The organism is Enterobacter sp. HNDS-6, from assembly GCF_039850505.1.
In the GTDB taxonomy this organism is placed as follows: domain Bacteria; phylum Pseudomonadota; class Gammaproteobacteria; order Enterobacterales; family Enterobacteriaceae; genus Enterobacter; species Enterobacter kobei.
Map to the genome: position 1 here is coordinate 4,051,771 of NZ_CP156673.1, position 21,111 is coordinate 4,072,881.

The window sequence follows — 21,111 nt, forward strand, 5'->3', positions numbered from 1 at the left end:
CTGCTAGAATTAATATCAAATTGTTATGAATTGCGGGGCGTAATGGCGAAGCGAGAAAACTACAATGAGCTGTATCTGTTTATGCAGGTGGTGCGGGAGGGAAGTTTCACCGCGGCTGCGCAGCGGCTTGGGCTGGCGCAATCCGGGGTGAGCCGCTCGGTGCGCGAGCTGGAGGAGCGGTTGGGCGTCCAGCTTCTCGTTCGCACCACGCGTAAGCTGTCGTTAACCCACGCCGGAGAGCAGCTCTATCAGACAGCCGAATCCGCGTTCGATGCACTTGATTCGGGTCTGGCGACCCTCGCACATTATCGTCAGACACCGTCCGGCACGGTGCGCATTAACGCCAGTCAGCACGCCATCGACAAATGCCTGCTGCCAAAGCTCGCCATTTTTAAACAGCGTTACCCGGATATCAGGCTGGAACTCATAAATGAAAGCCGCTTCGTCGACATCATCACCGAGCGGTTTGATGCGGGTGTCAGGCTGGGAGCTGAGGTCAGTCAGGGAATGATTGCGGTGCGCATCACGCCCGATATGGAAATGGCCGTAGTGGCTGCACCGGGGCACTTCAGGCGTTATGGTTTTCCCCAGACGCCAGCTGATTTAGTGGCGCATCCCTGTATTGCCTATCAGTTTGCTGATGGAAGTGATTATCAGTGGGAACTGGTCGAGGACGGGAAAAAAATCACCCATCGGCCAGAAGGGCAGTGGGCATTGTCAGACAGCTATATGGAAGCCCAAGCCGCCCGTCTTGGGCTTGGGCTGGCTTATGTTCCACTTGAGCTGGTGGCTGATGATCTTGAAAAAGGAACGCTTATCCGCGTATTGCAGCGCTATAGCCTGCGCATGGACGGGCTGTATCTTTATTATCCCCACCGCAACGTGTCGCCGGCTTTGAGGGCCGTTATTGATACGCTGAAAATGTAATTTCTGTGAACGTGTTTTTCTTCGACATGTGAACTGCAGGCCCCTGCTTGCTTAAGTCAGGAAAAAAACTTAGGCTAACGTCAAGATCTGCTTGCTCAACAAAGGCTTAAAAATGGAAAAAATAATCCCGGAATATACGGCTGTTGATTTATCCCGTTGGGCAAGAAAGGAGCATTTTGAGGTATTTCAGGGGTTTGCTCAATCGACGTTTAACCAGACTGTGTTGGTCGATATTACCGTGCTGCTAAGCCATATTAAAAACGTTGGCTGGAAGTTTTATCCGACGATTATTTTTCTCGTTGCTAAAATCGTTAACCGTCACCCAGAATTCCGTATGGCCATGAAGGACAATGAGCTTGTCATATGGAATGAAATTCATCCAAATTATACGATTTTCCATAATGAAACAGAGACCTTTTCATCATTATGGAGTCATTACGATGGCGATATACAGCACTTTCAGAAAACCTATTCTGAAGACATGGCTCGCTATGGCGATAAACTTGCGTATTGGCCAAAAGAAGAATCCAGGGAAAATATCTTTTTTATATCCGGCATTCCGTGGGTAAGTTTTACGAGCTTCAGCGTTAGCGTGGCTAATATGAAAAACTTTTTTGCCCCTATGTTTACGCTTGGAAAATATTACGAGCAAGAGGGCAGGGTATTATTACCTCTCGCCGTTCAGGTACATCATTCTGTCTGCGATGGTTTCCATGTGGCAAGGTTTTTTAATGAGTTACAAGAGGTCTGCGATGCGTTACCACAGCAGACCGGGCAACAGGAATGATGATGTGGCCATCAGGCCGCTTTAACCGCCCTGATTTTTTTACTGTCAGCTGCACCTGACTCGGTTTTATCGTCAGCAGGGGTATCAAGAGCCGGGAGCTTACTGGTTCGCAAAATATGCTGCACGGCATCTTTCTGCTCGGCGAGATACAGGCCAAGATCTTCAGCCTGCGTTTCATCCATCTGCATTCCGCTTTGCAAAAGCCAGTCGGTAAACGCCTCTGCCATATCAAGCAGTTTGTCGTGAGCGTCAGCCTCTTTCTTACTGGCAAATGTCATTTTCTCTTCACCTTTTCTTACGACAACATATTTTGTTTCAACAGCCATCATGCACCTCTCATACTGTATTTATGTACAGTATAACAGGGGCCGGAAAAAGTTGCAGCAAAATGTGCGTTACGTGTGCGCCTGCTGGGTTTCACGGCAGGCCACACTGCGCCGCCATGCGCCTGGAGCCTGGCCATATTGCCGTTTAAAACTGCGGTTGAAGGATTGCTGAGAGTCAAAACCCAACGCGATCGCCACGTTCAGAATCGGTTCGTCGCTGTGGGTTAAGCGCTCCACGGATTTTTGCAGCTTTTGCGCGCGAATGTACCCGGCGAGAGGGTAGCCCGTATGTTCTTTAAACAGTCGCTGAAGGTGCCATTTCGAATAGCCGGAGCGCCTGGCGACGGACTCAATATCCAGACGGCTATCAAGGTTGTTGTCAATCCAGTCGAGTAAATCATGCATAAATGCGCCCGTGTTCATCGGGTTACCTCCACGCAGCCTGTTAAATGGTATCTTTATCTGTTGCATTTAAAGGTGGCGCGTTTTTGCAGTAATTGCAAGTTTTATTGTTGCATTTAAATCCTTACCTGAAACGGGCCTTTTTAACATCCGATCGAATAGCACATAAAGTGCAACAATTATTCTTGCACTTAGTTAAGCGCCTTCCTACAATCGCCGCGAATAGTGTATTCGCAACTGTTACAGTTTTGTGGCGATGAACGACACAAATGGCCTTAAGCCAGCCCGGACAAAGGAAGTGGCGCGGTGCCTCCTGCCGCGTCTTGCCCGGCGGCTACAATTACCGGAATAAAAATAATGAGCCTGCAAAAAACCTGGGGAAACGAACCTCTGCATGCGCTGGGAGCGATATTGCTCTCCCTGTTGCTTGTCGGATGTGATAACAGCGCCGCGCAAAATGCTGCACCCCCTGCGCCCGCCGTCAATGCTGCTGATGTGGTTGTGAAATCCATTAGTCAGTGGGATAGCTTTAACGGCCGGATCGAAGCCGTGGAGAGCGTTCAGCTTCGTCCCCGCGTCTCTGGCTATATCGACAAAGTGAATTTCACCGACGGCCAGGAGGTGAAAAAGGGTGAGGTGCTGTTCACGATTGATGACAGAACCTATCGTGCCGCGCTGGAGCAGGCGCAGGCGACGCTGGAGAGAGCCAAAACGCAGGCCAGCCTGGCACGAAGCGAGGCTAACCGTACCGATAAACTCATCAATACCAACCTGGTATCCCGTGAAGAGTGGGAGCAGCGCCGTGCGGCCGCCATTCAGGCGCAGGCCGATATTCGCGCCGCGCAGGCTGCGGTAGACGCCGCTCAGCTTAACCTCGATTTCACGAAAGTAACGGCACCGATTGATGGCCGCGCCAGCCGCGCGTTGATCACCAGCGGTAATCTGGTCACGGCGGGCGACAGCGCCAGCGTGCTGACAACGCTGGTCTCGCAGAAGACGGTGTACGTCTACTTTGACGTGGATGAGTCAACCTACCTCCACTATCAAAACCTCGCCCGCAGCGGGCAGGGGGCGTCCAGCAATCACACTGCACTACCGGTTGAAATTGGCCTGGCGGGTGAGGAAGGGTATCCCCATCAGGGCAAAGTGGATTTCCTGGATAATCAGCTGGCGCCGAGTACCGGTACGATCCGTATGCGCGCGCTGCTGGATAACGCGCAGCGTCAGTTCACGCCGGGTCTCTTCGCTCGCGTTCGCCTGCCGGGCAGCGCTGAATTCCAGGCCACGCTTATTGACGACAAAGCGGTGCTGACCGATCAGGATCGCAAATATGTTTATATCGTGGATAAAGAGGGCAAAGCACAGCGACGCGATATTACGCCAGGGCGCCTGGCGGACGGCTTACGCATCGTGCAGCAGGGGCTGAAACCCGGCGATAAAGTCATCGTCGATGGTTTACAAAAAGTGTTTATGCCGGGTATGCCGGTTAACGCGAAAACCGTCGCCATGACCGCCAGCACCGCCCTCAACTGATCATCTGACCTGAGAATCCTACCCATGGACTTTTCCCGCTTTTTTATCGACAGGCCGATTTTCGCTGCCGTCCTGTCGATTCTGATTTTTATCACAGGATTAATCGCCATCCCGCTGTTGCCGGTGAGCGAATACCCTGATGTCGTACCACCAAGCGTGCAGGTGCGCGCGGAGTACCCGGGCGCCAACCCGAAAGTGATTGCTGAGACCGTGGCGACGCCGCTGGAAGAGGCGATCAACGGCGTTGAGAACATGATGTACATGAAATCCGTCGCGGGTTCTGATGGCGTGCTGGTGACGACCGTCACTTTCCGTCCGGGAACCGACCCGGATCAGGCGCAGGTTCAGGTACAAAACCGCGTGGCGCAGGCCGAGGCGCGTCTGCCGGAGGATGTGCGCCGTCTGGGCATCACGACGCAGAAACAGTCTCCTACGCTGACCCTGGTGGTGCATCTGTTTTCGCCTGGCGGTAAATACGACTCTCTGTATATGCGCAACTACGCCACGCTGAAAGTGAAGGACGAACTGGCGCGTCTGCCCGGTGTCGGCCAGATCCAGATTTTTGGCTCAGGCGAATACGCGATGCGCGTCTGGCTGGATCCCAATAAAGTAGCGGCGCGCGGGCTGACCGCCTCGGATGTCGTCACGGCGATGCAGGAGCAAAACGTGCAGGTGTCGGCCGGGCAGCTGGGCGCCGAGCCGCTGCCGAAGGAGAGCGATTTCCTGATCTCCATTAACGCCCAGGGGCGTCTGCATACCGAAGAAGAGTTTGGCAATATCATTCTCAAAACGTCTCAGGACGGGTCGCTGGTACGCCTGCGCGACGTGGCGCGTATTGAAATGGGATCGGGCAGCTATGCGTTGCGTTCGCAGCTTAACAATAAAGACGCGGTCGGGATCGGTATCTTCCAGTCTCCTGGCGCAAACGCCATCGATCTGTCTAACGCGGTGCGCGCTAAAATGGCGGAACTGTCCACCCGTTTCCCGGAAGATATGAAGTGGGCGGCACCTTACGATCCGACGGTATTCGTGCGCGATTCTATCCGTGCGGTGGTGCAAACGCTGCTGGAAGCGGTAGTGCTGGTCGTGCTGGTAGTGATCCTCTTCCTGCAAACCTGGCGTGCGTCGATCATTCCGCTGATCGCGGTGCCGGTTTCGGTCGTGGGGACGTTCAGCGTTCTCTACCTGCTGGGCTTTTCGCTTAATACCCTGAGTTTGTTCGGGCTGGTATTGGCTATCGGTATCGTGGTGGATGATGCCATCGTGGTGGTGGAAAACGTCGAGCGAAATATCGAAGAGGGGCTTGCTCCGCTTGCGGCGGCACATCAGGCGATGCGTGAAGTGTCCGGGCCGATTATCGCGATTGCGCTGGTATTGTGCGCGGTGTTTGTGCCGATGGCGTTCCTTTCTGGCGTCACCGGCCAGTTCTACAAACAGTTTGCGGTAACGATTGCCATTTCGACGGTGATCTCCGCTATCAACTCGCTGACGCTCTCGCCAGCGCTGGCTGCTCTGCTGTTAAAACCGCACGGCGCACCGAAAGATTTCCCGACCCGGCTTATCGATCGTCTGTTCGGCTGGATTTTCCGACCGTTTAACCGCTTTTTCCATCGTAGCTCGACTGGCTATCAGGGGCTGGTGGGTAAAACGCTCGGCCGACGTGGCGCGGTGTTTGTGGTGTATCTGCTGCTGCTGTGTGCCGCAGGCGTCATGTTTAAAGCGGTTCCCGGTGGCTTTATTCCGACACAGGATAAGCTGTACCTGATTGGTGGCGTGAAAATGCCCGAAGGCTCGTCGCTGGCGCGTACTGATGCGGTGATCCGCAAAATGAGCGAAATCGGGATGAATACCGAAGGCGTGGACTATGCGGTTGCTTTCCCGGGGCTGAATGCGCTGCAGTTCACCAATACGCCGAACACCGGAACGGTCTTCTTTGGCCTGAAGCCGTTCGACCAGCGTAAACACAGTGCTGCGGAAATTAACGCTGAAATCAATGCGAAAATTGCGCAAATCCAGCAGGGCTTTGGCTTCTCCATTCTGCCGCCGCCGATTTTGGGGCTGGGGCAGGGGTCGGGTTATTCCCTGTACATTCAGGATCGTGCCGGTCTTGGCTATGGCGCATTGCAGAACGCGGTGAATACCATGTCCGGTGCGATTATGCAGACGCCGGGGATGCATTTCCCGATCTCGACCTACCAGGCCAACGTTCCACAGCTGGACGTGCAGGTTGACCGTGACAAGGCGAAAGCGCAGGGCGTGTCGCTGACCGATCTGTTCGGTACGCTGCAAACCTATCTGGGCTCGTCTTATGTGAATGACTTCAACCAGTTCGGGCGTACCTGGCGTGTAATGGCGCAGGCCGACGGACCGTACCGCGAGAGCGTGGAGGATATTGCGAACTTACGTACCCGTAATAACCAGGGTGAAATGGTGCCGATTGGCAGTATGGTTAAGATCAGCACCACCTACGGGCCGGATCCGGTGATCCGCTACAATGGCTACCCGGCGGCTGACCTGATTGGCGATGCCGACCCGCGCGTACTCTCGTCCGCCCAGGCGATGACGCAGCTGGAAGGTATGTCGAAGCAGATATTGCCGAACGGAATGAATATTGAATGGACGGATCTGAGCTTCCAGCAGGCGACACAAGGTAATACGGCGCTGATCGTCTTCCCGGTCGCGGTGCTGCTGGCCTTCCTGGTGCTGGCGGCACTGTATGAAAGCTGGACGCTGCCGCTGGCGGTGATCCTTATCGTGCCGATGACAATGTTGTCCGCGCTGTTTGGCGTCTGGCTGACCGGTGGCGATAACAATGTGTTCGTGCAGGTAGGGCTGGTGGTACTGATGGGGCTGGCGTGTAAAAACGCGATTCTTATTGTGGAGTTTGCCCGCGAGCTGGAAATTCAGGGCAAAGGTATCATGGAAGCCGCGCTGGAGGCCTGCCGCCTGCGTTTACGCCCGATTGTGATGACCTCCATTGCCTTCATCGCCGGAACCATTCCGCTGATCCTTGGCCACGGCGCAGGCGCAGAAGTGCGCGGTGTCACCGGGATTACGGTCTTCTCCGGGATGCTGGGCGTCACGTTGTTTGGTCTGTTCCTGACGCCGGTGTTTTACGTGACGCTGCGTAAATTCGTTACGCGCGGTAAAGAGGAAAGGGAGGTTCTGCCTGCATAGGGATGTTGCAGAAAACAAAAAAGCGCCTTCACAGTAAGGCGCTTTTTTTTCACATCAGATCAACCGTTAAAACGTTTCTTTATACTGGGCCATAAGCTCAGGTACCGGATCGCAGCCGCTGCTATCGGCTTTTTTGACCTCTTCCAGCGCGCTTGCCACGGTGTGTCGGGCTAATACCGCCAGCGAAGCCTGCTCAGCTTTTTCGGATACCGATTTAAAGTACCAGCAGGCGTTAGCGCTGACCACACAGCGAGCCGGTACGTCAGGACGCGACGCCCACAGCTTTTTATCTTCAGTGACCGAAAGGTAGATGTCACGCAGGGTGATCTCTTCCGGCGGGCGCCCAAGATGAATGGAGCCGTTGCGGCCAAGCGTGGAGACGATAATTCCGTCACGCGTAAGGGGAACCATCAATTTGCGGATAAAGCTCGGGTTGGCTTCCAGGCCGTAGGCCAGAACGCCACTCGTCGAACGTTTACCTAATTGCTCCGCCATCGCTACGCTGAGGACCATCTGCAAAGCTGTCGGGAAGCGGTAATCTAACATTTCTCTGTCCTGGGTCGCGGTGAATCTTGTTCTTTTTGGCACCGCAGAGGTGAATAAGCAATAAACAACAATATAACAAATAGGGTAATTTTTTTGAAGCAATCTGCGGCATTTGCGATCAAACCCCCTGTTCTGGTTTAGCTAAACGTGCGGTTCGGGAAGGCAACGCCATTTTTCCTCTCTGATTGTGTTTTATCAGGAACTGAGAGGCGTCCCTCAATGCGGAGCATTTGAAAACCAGAACCTCCCTGAAAAGTGTGCCAACATCTCCTGGGTAAGATCAATGTCCGGAGAATAACGTGTTCGGGAAACTGTTGTTAAACTACATGCCAGGGTTACAAAATTTGTTAGCCTACGATAAAAGCTGGCTAAAACAGGATGTTAAAGCCGGGTTATCCGTTGCGGCTGTCGCGCTACCCGTTGCGATTGCTTATGCAGAGCTGGCGGGCGTTGGGGCAATCGTAGGGCTCTATTCCTGCGTTTTACCGATGATCGCGTATGCCCTGTTTGGTTCTTCACGTCAGCTTATTGTTGGCCCTGATGCCACAACCTGCGCGGTGATTGCGGCCGTCGTGTTTCCGCTTTCTGCGGGGAATCCCGAACTGCACTGGCAGCTGACAATCGTCATGACATTGATGATGGGCGGGTGGTGCCTGCTTGCCAGTAAATTTCGCCTGGGCGCACTTGCCGATCTGCTTTCTCATCCTATTCTTACGGGTTTGCTTAATGGCGTCGCTGTGACGATCATTGTCGGGCAATTAGGCAAGGTTTTAGGGATCACGCTGGATGAGGCGCAGGTTATTGAGAAAATCATGGCCTTGCCAGGCCGACTTTCAGACAGCCATTTATTAACCGTCGGGGTATCACTTCTGACGTTAGGTATTTTAATGGCTATCAAGACGTATCGCAGCCAGTGGCCAGCGCCGTTGATTGCCATTGTGATGACCACGTTACTGGTGTGGGGGACATCCGCGCAGCAGTATGGCATTGCCACTATTGGGGGGGATGGCTTCCAGTCTGGGTTACCCGTCGTTAACTGGGGGGCGTTCCAGCCAGGTCCGATGCGTGATTTAGTGATCCCGGCGCTGAACCTGGCTTTGGTCAGTTTTGTCAGTCTGATGCTGACCGCCCGCAGTTTCGCCGCAAAAAATGGCTACGAAATTAATGCTGATGCCGAGTTTCGGGCTCTGGGTATTGCGAACATTATGTCTGGGTTATCTCAGGGATTTGCTATCAGTGGCGCCGATTCCCGGACCGCGGTGAATGATTCAGTGGGGGGGAAAAGCCAGCTGGTTTCTATCGTCGCCGCCTTACTCATCGGTATCGTCGTGGTCTTTTTCACTCAGCCATTACAATTTATTCCGGTTTCTGCATTAGGTATTGTTCTAATGTATGCGTCGTGGTCATTGATTGATTTACGTGGTTTATGGAACCTGAGGCGGAGAAATAAACAGGCATTCCGGCTGGCCTTTTTCACATTCGGCTGTGTGTTAATTATTGGCGTTATCCAGGGGATCGGCCTTGCGGTGTTGCTTGGCCTGCTACAGTTCCTGCGTACCGTGTTTCGCCCCTCGGAGCACCTGCTGGGGACTGACGAAAATGGAATGATTCACTCACTAGGAAATACAACCGATATCAAAATGGTTCCCGGCGTGCTGATGTATCGATTTAACTCACCGTTGACCTATTTTAATGTGGCCTATTTTAAACGTCGGGTGTTGAATTTAGTTGATGGTGCAGCTTTACAACCTAAATGGGTGGTCATTGATGCCGTTGCTTGTTTCACCTACTCAGACATAAGCGTTCTGGCAACCATTAATGAGCTAAAGCGTGACCTGAAAGGTCGACAGATTACGTTAATTCTTGCGGGCAGGAAAACGGAGTTAACGCGCTGGTTTAAAGAGAGTCGACCAACAATGAATGACGATGACATGATTCTGGCACCAGACCTGTATCTGGCACTTCGGTTCATACAAAGTAAGGAGAGCGTGAGTGAATCAGGAGGAGAGGTTTAAACCCAAACCTGGCTTGCCCGCCACCCGCGAGCAAGCCACATCCCTTAGCGATACAGCGTCTTTTCCGCAACAGGGATAACCAGCGCGGATCGCCAGTCCGCCAGCGTCAGCTGCGCAAGCCTGCCCAGCGCGGTGTAAAACGGATGACCTGCATTGTCGACAAATACCGACAGGAAGCGGGTACTCCACGGCAGCAGGTGCCACGCCAGGAGCTGATCGCACTCCGAATCGCGGCCATTCTCGGCCAGCCATGCCGCCAGCAGCAGCAGGGTGCCGAAATGATCTTCCGGTTCGTTCTGCTGTATCTCAAAAGCGATGCCGTTTTCACGCATCCACTGGCGCAGCGCGAGGGTTGAGTCACCAAACAGCACGGATTCGCGATCCAGCCAGACGGAACCCCACGGCGGCGCGGGCAGGGCATAAGGGCCAATAAACAACCGTTGCCAGGCGTCCGTCAGCGGCTCATCGGAAGACGTGGCAAAGGTATCGGCAACGGGCTGCAGCGTTTCCGGAGACAGGGGCCAGTCCTGAACCCATTCGCCAGCGATAAGAGCCTGTACCAGGGGCGCAGTCTGCTCGCTGTCAGGAGCGAAATAAAACAGCGCGCCCAGCACCCGGGCGCTGAACGCGAACGATTCACGCTGTAAGACGTCTTTCATTAAACCTTCCTTGCTTGCGCGGGGCACGCCCGCGCGACTGTGTTAATCAGTAATACACACCATAGAATAAACCACGGCCATCCGTTTCACCCCTTATACCTTCTCAATCTGTACCAGGTTGGTGTGCTGCGGGTTGCCCTTGGCCAGCGGAGACGGGCGATGGGTCGTCAGGGTGTTGATGCAGGAGCCGTGGTCGATACGATCGCCATTCATATTGGCGTCATGCCAGGCGCCCTGACCCATGGCACTCACGCCGGGCATGATGCGAGGCGTGACTTTCGCTTCAATTCTCACCTCACCGCGATCGTTAAACACGCGCACCGTATCGCCGTTCTTAATGCCGCGTTTTTCGGCATCGAGAGGATTAAGCCAGACCTCCTGGCGGCAGGCCGCTTTCAGCACGTCAACGTTACCGTAGCTAGAGTGGGTACGGGCTTTGAAATGGAAGCCAAACAGCTGCAGAGGATACTGCGCGCGCGCGGGGGCATCCCAACCGTCAAATGTTGAGGCATAGACGGGAAGAGGGCTGATGGTTTCGTCTTTTGCCAGTTCCCAGGTCGCTGCAATTTCAGCCAGCTTACTCGAGTAAATTTCAATCTTACCCGATGGCGTTTTCAGCGGATTGGCTTCCGGGTTTTCGCGGAACTTTTTATACGCCACAAAGTGTCCGTTCGGATCTTTGCGCTTATAAATGCCCATTTTCTTCAGCTCATCATAGGACGGCAGTTGAGGGTCTTTTTCGAGCATTTTGGCATACAGATACTGCAGCCATTGCGCTTGCGTCCGTCCTTCGGTGAATTTCTGATGGATATCCGGCCCAAGACGTTTCGCCACTTCACTCATGATCCAGTAGATGGGCTTGCGTTCAAACTTCGGTGCGGTGACGGGCTGGAGGAAAATCAGGTAGCCCATGTTCCCGGCGTAATCGTTAGGAATAATATCTTCCTGCTCGACGGTCATTAAATCCGGCAACACGATATCGGCATACTTCGCTGACGACGTCATGAAATTATCGATGACGACAATCATTTCGCACTTGCTTTCATCCTGCAGGATATCGTGGGTTTTATTGATATCGGAGTGCTGGTTGATGATGGTATTACCCGCGTAGTTCCAGATGAACTTAATCGGCACATCCAGCTTATCTTTACCGCGCACCCCGTCGCGCAGGGCAGTCATTTCCGGTCCGCGGGCGATGGCGTCCGTCCAGCTAAAGCAGGAGATCTGCGTTTTGACCGGGTTTTCCGGCAGCGGCATCCGTTCGATGGTGATGGTGTACGTCGACTCACGCGCGCCGCTGTTACCGCCGTTGATCCCTACGTTGCCGGTCAGGATCGGCAGCATCGCGATGGCGCGGGACGTCAATTCGCCGTTCGCCTGACGCTGTGGACCCCAGCCCTGGCAGATATAGGCTGGCTTCGCAGAACCGATTTCCCGGGCAAGCTTAACGATGCGATTGGCCGGTATGCCCGTAATGCGCGAGGCCCACTCCGGGGTTTTCGCCGTTCCGTCATCGCCCTGGCCGAGAATATACGCTTTGTAGTGCGCGTTAGCCGGCGCGCCTTCCGGCAGCGTTTTTTCGTCGTAGCCGACGCAGTACTTGTCGAGGAAAGACTGGTCGACCAGATTTTCGTTAATCATTACCCATGCCAGACCGGCCACCAGCGCGGCATCGGTCCCTGGACGAATCGGGATCCATTCATCTTCACGTCCGGCTGCCGTGTCGGTATAGCGCGGATCGATGACAATCATACGCGCGTTGGACCGCTCGCGAGCCTGCTCAAGATAATAGGTAATCCCGCCCCCGCTCATGCGCGTTTCCGCCGGGTTGTTGCCGAACATCACCACCAGTTTGGTGTTTTCGATATCCGAGGTGCTGTTACCGTCATTGCTGCCGTAGGTGTAAGGCATTGCACAGGCGATTTGCGCCGTGCTGTAGGTGCCGTAGTGGCTCAGGAAACCGCCGTAGCAGTTCATCAGGCGCGCCACCAGCGACGCGTAAGGGGAGGAGCGGGTAATATTGCCGCCGACAATCCCGGAGGAGTAGTTGATGTACACCGCTTCATTGCCATATCTGGCGACCACGTCTTTCAGGCTGGCGGTGATGGTGTTGAGCGCTTCATCCCAGCTGATACGCTCGAACTTGCCTTCACCGCGTTTGCCCACGCGCTTCATCGGGTAGTTCAGACGGTCAGGGTGGTTGATGCGACGGCGAATAGAACGTCCGCGCAGGCAGGCGCGAACCTGGTGATTGCCGTAGATATCCTCGCCGGTGTTATCCGTTTCGACCCAGTACACCTCATCGTCGCGGACGTGCAGACGCAATGCGCAGCGGCTGCCACAGTTAACCGAGCAGGCGCCCCAGACGACTTTATCGTCAGCAGGTTTCGTGGCGCTTTGCACTGCGGCGGCAACGCGTTTCACGCCAAAAGGCAATGAGACGCTACCGGCGGCGAACGCCAGCGATCCTATCGCCGTAGATTTCACGAGTGTTCGACGGCTAATCCCGCCGTGATGTTCGATATCGGACATGGCTCACCCCACCAATGTAATTGCGTATTATTTTTCCCGAAATGATAACCGGGCTAATGGTGGGGTGAGTGTTACTGATTTAGGGGTAGTAAATATTAATCCTTATCAAATCAAAGGGGATTGAGGGGGAATTACTGCGGTTCAGTTGGCGCATTATCCTGACTGGCGGACGCCGCTCCGCTCCCGGTGCGGGTGTACAGAATTTTAAAGGTGTCGTTGGCACAATGGCCTACCACCTGTGCGTCCGGCTGATCGGCCTGATCGTTCGGCACAATATTCAGCGTGAACCCTGACTCCGGCACGCCGTTGTTGATGATCTTTTGCTGAATATCGCTTTTCACGCGCTCGCAGGAATCGGGTGCCGCCAGGGCGGCCGTTGAAGCACTCATTAACAGCAGGGCGGTAATCCAGGGTAACCGTTTCATCTGTCGCTCCTTTTCTCTGTGTGTAGACATTAATTTTAGCAGGCTTCGTGTAAACAACTGTATTTGCTAATATGATTGGGAATAATCTCTCTGTACGGTAATCAATGTGAAGAAATATGCAGCGATAACGCTCCTGGCAGCCACTCTCGTGGGGTGTGACAACAACTCCGCACCACTGTCGTTTACGCCGGAGATGGCGAGTTTCTCGAACGAATTTGATTTTGACCCCCTGCGCGGCCCGGTTAAAGACTTTACCCAGACGCTGTTCAACGAGAAGGGCGAAGTGTCTAAACGGGTGACGGGCACCGTGTCGACAGAAGGGTGTTTCGATACGCTGGAACTGCACGACCTGGAGGCCAACACCGGCGTGGCGCTGGTGCTGGATGCGAATTACTACATTGATGCCGAAACCCAGCAGCGCAAAGTGAAGCTGCAGGGGAAATGCCAGCTGGCCGAACTGCCGTCAGCCGGGGTGACGTGGGATACCGACGATAACGGTTTCGTGGTGGCGGCGCACGGCAAAGAGATGGAAGTGAAATACCGCTATGATGCCGATGGTTACCCGTTGGGCAAAACCACCGTCTCCGGGGATCAGCATCTGTCTGTCCAGTCGACACCGTCTAAAGACGTACGCAAAAGGATGGATTACTCGGCAGTGAGTTTGTTAAACGACAAGCCGCTGGGTAACGTGAAGCAGAGCTGCGACTACGATCGACACAACAATCCGGTGAGCTGCGATCTGATCATCACCGATGACAGCGTCAAGCCCGCCGTTGAGCGCAAGTACACCATCAAAAACACGATTGAATACTACTGAGCAATGTATTGATATTATTGCACAATGTAGGCCGGGTAAGCGCAGCGCCACCCGGCAAGAAAGACGGCGCAATTGTTGATGACAGGGGTTGTCATCAAACTCACTGCGCGGTTGGTTTCAGCAGGCTGGCGCCTGAGGGTTTATGCCCGGCCAGGTGCTGATGCTGGAAGATGCACATGCGGATAGTATTGCGGTATTCACCGTTGATAAAGAACTCGTGAATCAGCTCGCCTTCCACCATAAAGCCCAGCTTGCGGTAGATATGGATCGCTTTCTCGTTCTCTTTGTCCACAATCAGGTACAGCTTGTAGAGATTCAGAACGTTGAATCCGTAATCCATCGCCAGCTTCGCCGCGCGTGAGGCCAGGCCTTTCCCCTGGTGCTCAGGCGAAATGATGATCTGGAACTCTGCCCGACGGTGAACGTGGTTGATTTCAACCAGCTCCACCAGCCCGGCTTTTTCGCTGCCACACTCCACCACAAAACGACGTTCACTTTGATCGTGAATGTGTTTGTCGTACAGATCCGACAGCTCGACAAAGGCCTCGTAAGGCTCTTCGAACCAGTAGCGCATCACGCTGGCGTTGTTGTCGAGTTGATGGACAAAGCGCAGGTCTTCACGCTCCAGCGGACGGAGCTTAACGTCACACGAAGCCGACATTATGGGGCTACCGTACGGCCAGTGCGGCGGTCCAGGCAGCGCAGAGTGTTAGGCTCCCAGTAGGCATTGACGTTTGCACTTTGCTGACACTTATCGCGTGCGTCAAAAGCGACATCTTCTTTATCCCACTCTTTTTCAGCACGTTTGTTGACCTTCTGACGAAGGCTACGGGTGTCATTCCATTGTTCTTTGTCCATGGCGGCGTTCTGGCGGCTTTGCGCGCTGTCACCAGACTCAATAATGAGTTTGCTGGTTTCCGCTGTCGCAGAGGCGGCAAAAGCGAACGATGACAGCGCCAGTAGGGCTGTCAGACAAAGGCGTTTGCTTAATGTTGTCATAGCGTTTCCTTTTAAATGGGTGCAGATAATCAAGTAACCCCCTACAGATTCTACACCAAAGAGAAAAGACGGCATACCCGCAGCGCAGGTATGGAAAAGTTAACGCCATCATCGGGTATGATGTTTAAATAAATCCTCACCTGAAGTGAAATATGCTCAAAACCACGCTGCTTTTTTTTGCCACTGCGCTCTGCGAAATCATCGGTTGCTTCCTGCCCTGGCTCTGGCTGAAGAAGGGAGGTAGCGCATTATTGCTGATCCCGGCGGGCGTCGCGCTTGCTCTTTTTGTCTGGCTGTTAACGCTGCATCCGGCGGCAAGTGGGCGCGTCTACTCGGCCTACGGCGGTGTATATGTCTGTACCGCGCTACTGTGGTTACGCGTGGTGGACGGCGTCAGGCTTAGCGCCTATGACTGGGCCGGCGCGCTAATTGCCCTGTGCGGGATGCTAATTATCGTGGCGGGATGGGGGCGGGCCTGAGCCCCCGGTTTTGTGATCGCTCGCTGATTTCATGATCATTATACTTGTATGGTAGTATTGCAATTGAGTAAATTTCCGGCATCACAACGAACGATGTAAGGAAAGGAACTATGAAGATTGTCGCGGCTGACGTATTTGTTACCTGCCCGGGGCGGAACTTTGTCACCCTTAAAATCACCACCGATGACGGGATTGTCGGCCTCGGTGACGCTACGCTGAACGGACGCGAGCTCTCCGTCGCTTCGTACCTGAAGGATCACCTCTGCCCGCAGTTAATTGGCCGCGACGCGCACCGTATCGAAGATATCTGGCAATTCTTCTATAAAGGCGCCTACTGGCGTCGCGGACCGGTCACCATGTCGGCCATCTCCGCCGTGGATATGGCGCTGTGGGACATCAAAGCCAAAGCGGCCAATATGCCGCTCTACCAGCTGCTGGGCGGCGCCTCCCGTGAAGGCGTCATGGTCTACTGCCACACGACCGGTCACACCATTGACGACGTGCTGGAAGATTACGCGCGTCATAAAGAGATGGGCTTTAAGGCGATTCGCGTGCAGTGCGGTGTGCCGGGTATGAAAACTACCTACGGCATGTCGAAAGGAAAAGGGCTGGCCTACGAGCCTGCCACCAAAGGCGACTGGCCGGAAGAGCAGCTCTGGTCGACCGAGAAATACCTCGATTTCACACCCAAACTGTTCGACGCGGTGCGCAGTAAATTTGGCTTCAATGAACACCTCCTGCACGATATGCACCACCGTCTGACGCCCATTGAGGCGGCGCGCTTCGGTAAGAGCATCGAAGACTTCCGCATGTTCTGGATGGAAGATCCCACGCCTGCCGAAAACCAGGCCTGCTTCCGTCTTATTCGCCAGCACACCGTCACGCCCATTGCGGTGGGCGAGGTGTTTAACAGCATCTGGGACTGCAAGCAGCTTATCGAAGAGCAGCTTATCGACTATATCCGCACCACAATCACGCATGCGGGCGGCATCACCGGCATGCGTCGCATCGCTGACTTTGCGTCGCTCTACCAGGTACGTACCGGTTCGCACGGCCCGTCGGATCTGTCGCCGGTGTGTCATGCCGCCGCGCTGCATTTTGACCTGTGGGTACCGAACTTTGGCGTGCAGGAATATATGGGCTATTCCGAACAAATGCTCGACGTCTTCCCGCACAGCTGGCGCTTTGATAACGGCTATATGCACCCGGGTGACAAGCCAGGGCTGGGCATTGAGTTTGACGAGAAGCTGGCGGCGAAATACCCGTACGATCCGGCGTACCTGCCGGTGGCACGTCTTGAAGACGGTACGCTGTGGAACTGGTAAACGAGGAGCGAACGATGAAAAGCATAGTCATTCAACAGCCGAACCAGCTGGTCATTGAAGCGCGTCCAAGCCCGCAGCCAGGTGCAGGCGAAGTGCGCGTCAAAATCACACTCGCCGGGATCTGCGGTTCGGACAGCCACATCTACCGCGGCCATAACCCGTTTGCGAAGTATCCGCGCGTGATTGGCCACGAGTTTTTTGGCGTGATCGATGCCGTTGGCGAGGGCGTGGATCCGTCCCGGTCAGGAGAACGCGTGTCGGTTGACCCGGTGATCAGCTGCGGACACTGCTACCCGTGCTCCGTCGGAAAACCAAACGTCTGCACCTCGCTGGTGGTGCTGGGCGTTCACCGCGACGGCGGTTTCAGCGAATATGCAACGGTACCCGCAAAAAATGCCTGGCGCATCCCGGATGCGATCCCGGATAAACACGCCGTCATGGTTGAGCCATTTACCATTGCCGCCAACGTGACGGGGCAGGCCAACCCTGGTGAACAGGACGTGGCGCTGATCTACGGCGCAGGCCCGATGGGGCTGGTCACCGTGCAGGCGCTGAAGGGCGTCTATAAGGTGAAACAGGTGATTGTGGTTGACCGCATAGACGAACGCCTGGCAATGGCCCAGCGCAGCGGCGCGGACTGGGTCTTTAATAACGGCGAGCAGTCGTTGCAGGCCGCGCTGGACGAAAAAGGCATCAAACCGACGTTAATCATTGATGCCGCCTGTCATCCGTCCATTTTACAGGAGGCGATAACCCTGGCCTCGCCGGCGGCGCGCATCGTGCTGATGGGCTTCTCCAGCGAACCGAGCCAGATTGTTCAGCAGGGCATCACCGGCAAAGAGCTGGCGATTTTCTCCTCGCGCCTGAACGCCAATAAATTCCCGGTCGTCATCGACTGGCTGACAAAAGGACTGATCGACCCGGAAAAACTGATCACCCATACCTTTGACTATCACCATGTAACAGACGCCATTGAACTGTTTGAGAAAGACCAGAGGCAGTGCTGCAAGGTCCTGCTCACGTTCAACCCAGAATAATTCACGCGGTGAAGAGCCCGCGAAGACGGGCTCTATGTGGTACGCATCTTACCTTTCAGAGATAGCCATTATGACGCAAGCACAACCTCAAAGAACCACCTCCGATCTGGTGAAAGCCGCCGTTTCAGGCTGGCTGGGCACCGCGCTGGAGTTCATGGATTTCCAGCTCTACTCGCTGGGGGCCGCCCTGGTATTTCATGAAATCTTCTTCCCGGAACAGTCCGCTGCGATGGCACTGATCCTGGCGATGGGAACCTACGGTGCAGGCTATATCGCACGTATCGTCGGCGCCTTTATTTTTGGTCGCATGGGCGACAGCATTGGCCGTAAAAAGGTACTGTTTATCACCATCACCATGATGGGGATCTGCACCACGCTGATTGGCGTGCTGCCCACCTATGCACAGATCGGGATTTTCGCGCCCGTACTGCTGGTGACGCTGCGCATCATTCAGGGACTCGGGGCAGGGGCAGAGATCTCCGGGGCCGGGACCATGCTGGCGGAGTATGCACCGAAAGGTAAACGCGGCATCATCTCCTCGCTGGTGGCGATGGGGACTAACTGCGGGACGCTGAGCGCGACCGCTATCTGGGCCGTTATGTTCTTTGCCCTCGATCGCGAACAGCTGCTCGCCTGGGGCTGGCGCGTGCCGTTCCTCGCCAGCGTCGTGGTGATGATCTTTGCAATCTGGCTGCGTATGAACCTCAAGGAGAGCCCGGTCTTTGAGAAAGTGAACGATGCGCAAACCGCGCAGCCGGACACATCGTTAGGTGCCATGGTGAAAAGTAAATCTTTCTGGCTGGCGACCGGTCTGCGTTTCGGTCAGGCGGGCAACTCGGGTCTGATTCAGACGTTTCTGGCCGGTTATCTGGTCCAGACTCTCCTGTTCGATAAAGCCATTCCCACCGACGCGCTGATGATAAGCTCCATTCTTGGGTTTATCTCTATCCCGCTGCTGGGCTGGCTGTCCGATAAAGTGGGACGCCGTCTGCCGTACATTATCCTTAATATTTCCGCCATTATTCTGGCGTACCCGATGCTGTCGATCATCGTCGATAAAAGCTATGCGCCGGGAACCATTATGCTCTCCATCATCGTTATCCATAATTTCGCGGTACTGGGGCTGTTTGCGCTGGAAAATATCACCATGGCGGAGATGTTTGGCTCGCGAAATCGCTTTACCCGGATGGCTATCTCCAAAGAGGCAGGCGGTCTGGTGGCAGTGGGGTTTGGTCCGGTGCTGGCGGGGATCTTCTGTAACATGACCGGTTCCTGGTGGCCGATTGTGGCCATGCTGGTGGCTTACTCAGTGATTGGTCTGGTCTCGGCCTGCCTGATGCCCGAAGTGCGGGATCGTGATTTGAGCGCAGCGGAAGATGCTGCGGAGGCCGCGCCAAAAGAGCCTGTGGCCTACGGCACGGTATCGTCACGGCGGTAATGGTATACAGCCTGAGTGACTTGTCACACAACTTTGCCTTTGTGTCACACCACCTGAACAAAAGTTAATATAAATCAAAATCTCAAATGGCAGTATCAGTATGGTGGATGGCAGAGATTTTTTACCCCAACTGCCATTCTAGTTGGTGTAGTCAGCAGACGCTGCCGCTTTATAACAAGCGGCAGCGATCCACAGCTTTCTAATTAACGAGTCTTAATCATGGAAAACACGTTATTACAGGCCAAAGCGACGCTGCCTCAGTACAATCGCGACAGCCTTAAAGCACGCATTGTTCATTTAGGATTTGGCGCCTTTCACCGCGCGCATCAGGCGGTGTATGCCGACATCCTCGCGTCTGATTATGGCAGCGACTGGGGCTACTGTGAGGTCAACCTGATTGGCGGCGAACAGCAAATTGCCGACCTGAAGGCGCAGGATAACCTCTATACCGTAGCGGAGATGTCCGCCGATGCGTGGACATCCCGCGTGGTGGGCGTGGTCAAAAAGGCCCTGCATGCGCAGGTTGACGGGCTGGAGACCGTACTGGCAGCGATGTGCGAACCGCAGGTGGCGATTGTTTCACTGACCATTACCGAGAAGGGCTACTGTCACTCTCCCGCAACCGGGCAACTGATGCTCGATCATCCATTCATCGCCGCCGACCTGCAAAACCCGCATCAGCCGACGTCCGCACCGGGTGTGGTGGTGGAAGCGCTGGCGCGTCGCAAAGCGGCGGGGTTACCGGCCTTTAGCGTGATGTCCTGCGACAACATGCCGGAAAACGGTCATGTGATGCGCAACGTAACCTGCTCCTATGCCCGGGCGGTAGACGGCGAGCTGGCGGACTGGATCGAGGCTAACGTCACGTTCCCGTCAACCATGGTGGATCGCATCGTACCTGCGGTCACGCCTGATACGCTGGATAAAATCGAACAGCTCACTGGCGTGCGTGATCCGGCGGGCGTGGCCTGTGAACCCTTCCGCCAGTGGGTGATCGAAGATAACTTTGTGGCGGGGCGTCCTGCGTGGGAAAAAGCCGGGGCCGAGCTGGTATCAGACGTCATTCCGTTTGAAGAGATGAAGCTGCGCATGCTTAACGGCAGCCACTCCTTCCTGGCTTACCTGGGGTATCTGGCCGGTTATCAGCATATCAACGACTGCATGGAAGATGAGAATTACCGCGTTGCGGCTCACGCGCTGATGCTCCACGAGCAGGCGCCGACCCTGAAGGTGAAAGGCGTCGATTTAGGACATTACGCCGATCTGCTGTTTGCCCGCTACAGCAACCCGGCTCTGCGTCATCGCACCTGGCAAATCGCGATGGACGGCAGCCAGAAGCTCCCGCAACGCATGTTAGATTCCGTGCGCTGGCATCTGGTGCATCAGAAACCTTTCCCCCTGCTGGCGCTGGGCGTGGCGGGCTGGATGCGCTATGTCGGCGGAGTGGATGAACAGGGTAAAGCCATCGAGGTGAGCGATCCGCAGCTGGCGGTAATTCAGGCGGCAGTGAAGGGAAGTGCTGAAGGGGAAAGCCGCGTGCGTGCGCTGCTCGGCATTGAGTCTATCTTTGGCAAAGAATTACCGCGTGAGACGGTCTTTGTTGATGCGGTGATGACCGCGTACCGGTCTTTGGTGCAAAAGGGCGCGAAAGCTACCGTGGCGCAGTACGCGTCTCAACGGTAATTCA

Annotated in this window: 19 protein-coding genes; 11 read left to right on the forward strand and 8 right to left on the reverse strand. The window is 54.9% G+C overall.

From position 1 onward, the window contains the following. Positions 1-42 precede the first annotated feature (42 nt). Positions 43-927: a LysR family transcriptional regulator gene (locus ABFI50_RS19020; protein WP_032636721.1), complete on the forward strand. Its 885-nt coding sequence runs from the start codon at positions 43-45 to the stop codon at positions 925-927. Between the two features lie 112 nt (positions 928-1,039). Further along, positions 1,040-1,714 (forward strand): type A chloramphenicol O-acetyltransferase, encoded by a 675-nt coding sequence (gene catA, locus ABFI50_RS19025; protein WP_045134998.1) that lies wholly within the window; start codon positions 1,040-1,042, stop codon positions 1,712-1,714. Between the two features lie 11 nt (positions 1,715-1,725). On the opposite strand, the gene ABFI50_RS19030 is transcribed toward catA, so the two are convergent. Both ABFI50_RS19030 and ABFI50_RS19035 read right to left on the reverse strand, forming a co-directional pair. Continuing rightward, positions 1,726-2,040, reverse strand: a complete 315-nt coding sequence (locus tag ABFI50_RS19030; RefSeq protein ID WP_014883646.1) for a YebG family protein — start codon at positions 2,038-2,040, stop codon at positions 1,726-1,728. Between the two features lie 69 nt (positions 2,041-2,109). Continuing rightward, positions 2,110-2,463, reverse strand: coding sequence for a helix-turn-helix domain-containing protein (locus ABFI50_RS19035; protein WP_014883647.1), 354 nt, complete (start codon positions 2,461-2,463; stop codon positions 2,110-2,112). Between the two features lie 336 nt (positions 2,464-2,799). On the opposite strand from ABFI50_RS19035, the gene ABFI50_RS19040 reads away from it, so the two are divergent. Both ABFI50_RS19040 and oqxB read left to right on the forward strand, forming a co-directional pair. After that, the gene (locus ABFI50_RS19040) at positions 2,800-3,975 is read left to right on the forward strand and encodes an efflux RND transporter periplasmic adaptor subunit (RefSeq protein WP_045269516.1); all 1,176 of its coding nucleotides are present in this window, start codon (positions 2,800-2,802) and stop codon (positions 3,973-3,975) included. A gap of 24 nt (positions 3,976-3,999) precedes the next feature. Further along, a complete protein-coding gene (gene oqxB, locus ABFI50_RS19045) occupies positions 4,000-7,152 on the forward strand; it encodes a multidrug efflux RND transporter permease subunit OqxB (protein ID WP_014883649.1) in 3,153 nt (1,050 codons plus the stop codon). A 66-nt stretch (positions 7,153-7,218) separates the two neighbouring features. Here oqxB and ABFI50_RS19050 read toward each other — a convergent pair whose 3' ends face one another. Next, on the reverse strand, positions 7,219-7,698 hold the full coding sequence (locus tag ABFI50_RS19050) for an Rrf2 family transcriptional regulator (protein ID WP_347484809.1): 480 nt from the start codon (positions 7,696-7,698) through the stop codon (positions 7,219-7,221). Positions 7,699-7,997: 299 nt separating this feature from the next. Between ABFI50_RS19050 and ABFI50_RS19055 the strand changes: the two genes are divergently transcribed. Beyond that, entirely contained in the window at positions 7,998-9,713 is a 1,716-nt protein-coding gene (locus tag ABFI50_RS19055; RefSeq protein WP_248082202.1) for a SulP family inorganic anion transporter, read from the forward strand. 44 nt (positions 9,714-9,757) lie between these two features. Here the strand turns inward: ABFI50_RS19055 and dmsD are convergent, their stop codons facing one another. From dmsD to ABFI50_RS19070, 3 genes are all read right to left on the reverse strand, one after another. Continuing rightward, positions 9,758-10,372 (reverse strand): Tat proofreading chaperone DmsD, encoded by a 615-nt coding sequence (gene dmsD, locus ABFI50_RS19060; RefSeq protein ID WP_248082204.1) that lies wholly within the window; start codon positions 10,370-10,372, stop codon positions 9,758-9,760. Between the two features lie 93 nt (positions 10,373-10,465). Continuing rightward, positions 10,466-12,904 carry a selenate/tellurate reductase subunit YnfE gene (gene ynfE / locus ABFI50_RS19065; RefSeq protein ID WP_014883670.1) on the reverse strand — a complete coding sequence of 813 codons (2,439 nt, stop codon included), beginning with the start codon at positions 12,902-12,904 and terminating at the stop codon, positions 10,466-10,468. 131 nt (positions 12,905-13,035) lie between these two features. Then, positions 13,036-13,329 (reverse strand): DUF1161 domain-containing protein, encoded by a 294-nt coding sequence (locus tag ABFI50_RS19070; protein ID WP_023330302.1) that lies wholly within the window; start codon positions 13,327-13,329, stop codon positions 13,036-13,038. A 106-nt stretch (positions 13,330-13,435) separates the two neighbouring features. Here ABFI50_RS19070 and ABFI50_RS19075 point away from each other — a divergent pair, with 106 nt between their 5' ends. Continuing rightward, positions 13,436-14,146: a YnfC family lipoprotein gene (locus tag ABFI50_RS19075; protein ID WP_014883672.1), complete on the forward strand. Its 711-nt coding sequence runs from the start codon at positions 13,436-13,438 to the stop codon at positions 14,144-14,146. Between the two features lie 100 nt (positions 14,147-14,246). Here the strand turns inward: ABFI50_RS19075 and speG are convergent, their stop codons facing one another. Further along, a complete protein-coding gene (gene speG / locus ABFI50_RS19080) occupies positions 14,247-14,807 on the reverse strand; it encodes a spermidine N1-acetyltransferase (protein ID WP_121527819.1) in 561 nt (186 codons plus the stop codon). Continuing rightward, positions 14,807-15,145, reverse strand: a complete 339-nt coding sequence (locus ABFI50_RS19085; RefSeq protein ID WP_008502414.1) for a DUF1283 family protein — start codon at positions 15,143-15,145, stop codon at positions 14,807-14,809. The genes speG and ABFI50_RS19085 overlap by 1 nt, the downstream gene beginning before the upstream one ends. A 152-nt stretch (positions 15,146-15,297) precedes the next feature. Between ABFI50_RS19085 and ABFI50_RS19090 the strand changes: the two genes are divergently transcribed. The 5 genes from ABFI50_RS19090 to ABFI50_RS19110 all read left to right on the forward strand — a co-directional run bounded on the left by ABFI50_RS19090 (position 15,298) and on the right by ABFI50_RS19110 (position 21,107). Next, on the forward strand, positions 15,298-15,624 hold the full coding sequence (locus ABFI50_RS19090) for a YnfA family protein (RefSeq protein ID WP_121527820.1): 327 nt from the start codon (positions 15,298-15,300) through the stop codon (positions 15,622-15,624). 110 nt (positions 15,625-15,734) lie between these two features. Beyond that, complete coding sequence (gene rspA / locus ABFI50_RS19095) at positions 15,735-16,949, forward strand: starvation-sensing protein RspA (protein WP_014883675.1); 1,215 nt, start codon at positions 15,735-15,737, stop codon at positions 16,947-16,949. 14 nt (positions 16,950-16,963) lie between these two features. Beyond that, positions 16,964-17,986: a Zn-dependent oxidoreductase gene (locus tag ABFI50_RS19100; protein WP_014883676.1), complete on the forward strand. Its 1,023-nt coding sequence runs from the start codon at positions 16,964-16,966 to the stop codon at positions 17,984-17,986. Positions 17,987-18,056: 70 nt separating this feature from the next. Further along, on the forward strand, positions 18,057-19,424 hold the full coding sequence (locus tag ABFI50_RS19105; protein WP_045135003.1) for an MFS transporter: 1,368 nt from the start codon (positions 18,057-18,059) through the stop codon (positions 19,422-19,424). A 219-nt stretch (positions 19,425-19,643) separates the two neighbouring features. Further along, positions 19,644-21,107: a mannitol dehydrogenase family protein gene (locus ABFI50_RS19110; RefSeq protein ID WP_045135004.1), complete on the forward strand. Its 1,464-nt coding sequence runs from the start codon at positions 19,644-19,646 to the stop codon at positions 21,105-21,107. The last annotated feature ends 4 nt before the right edge of the window (positions 21,108-21,111 follow it).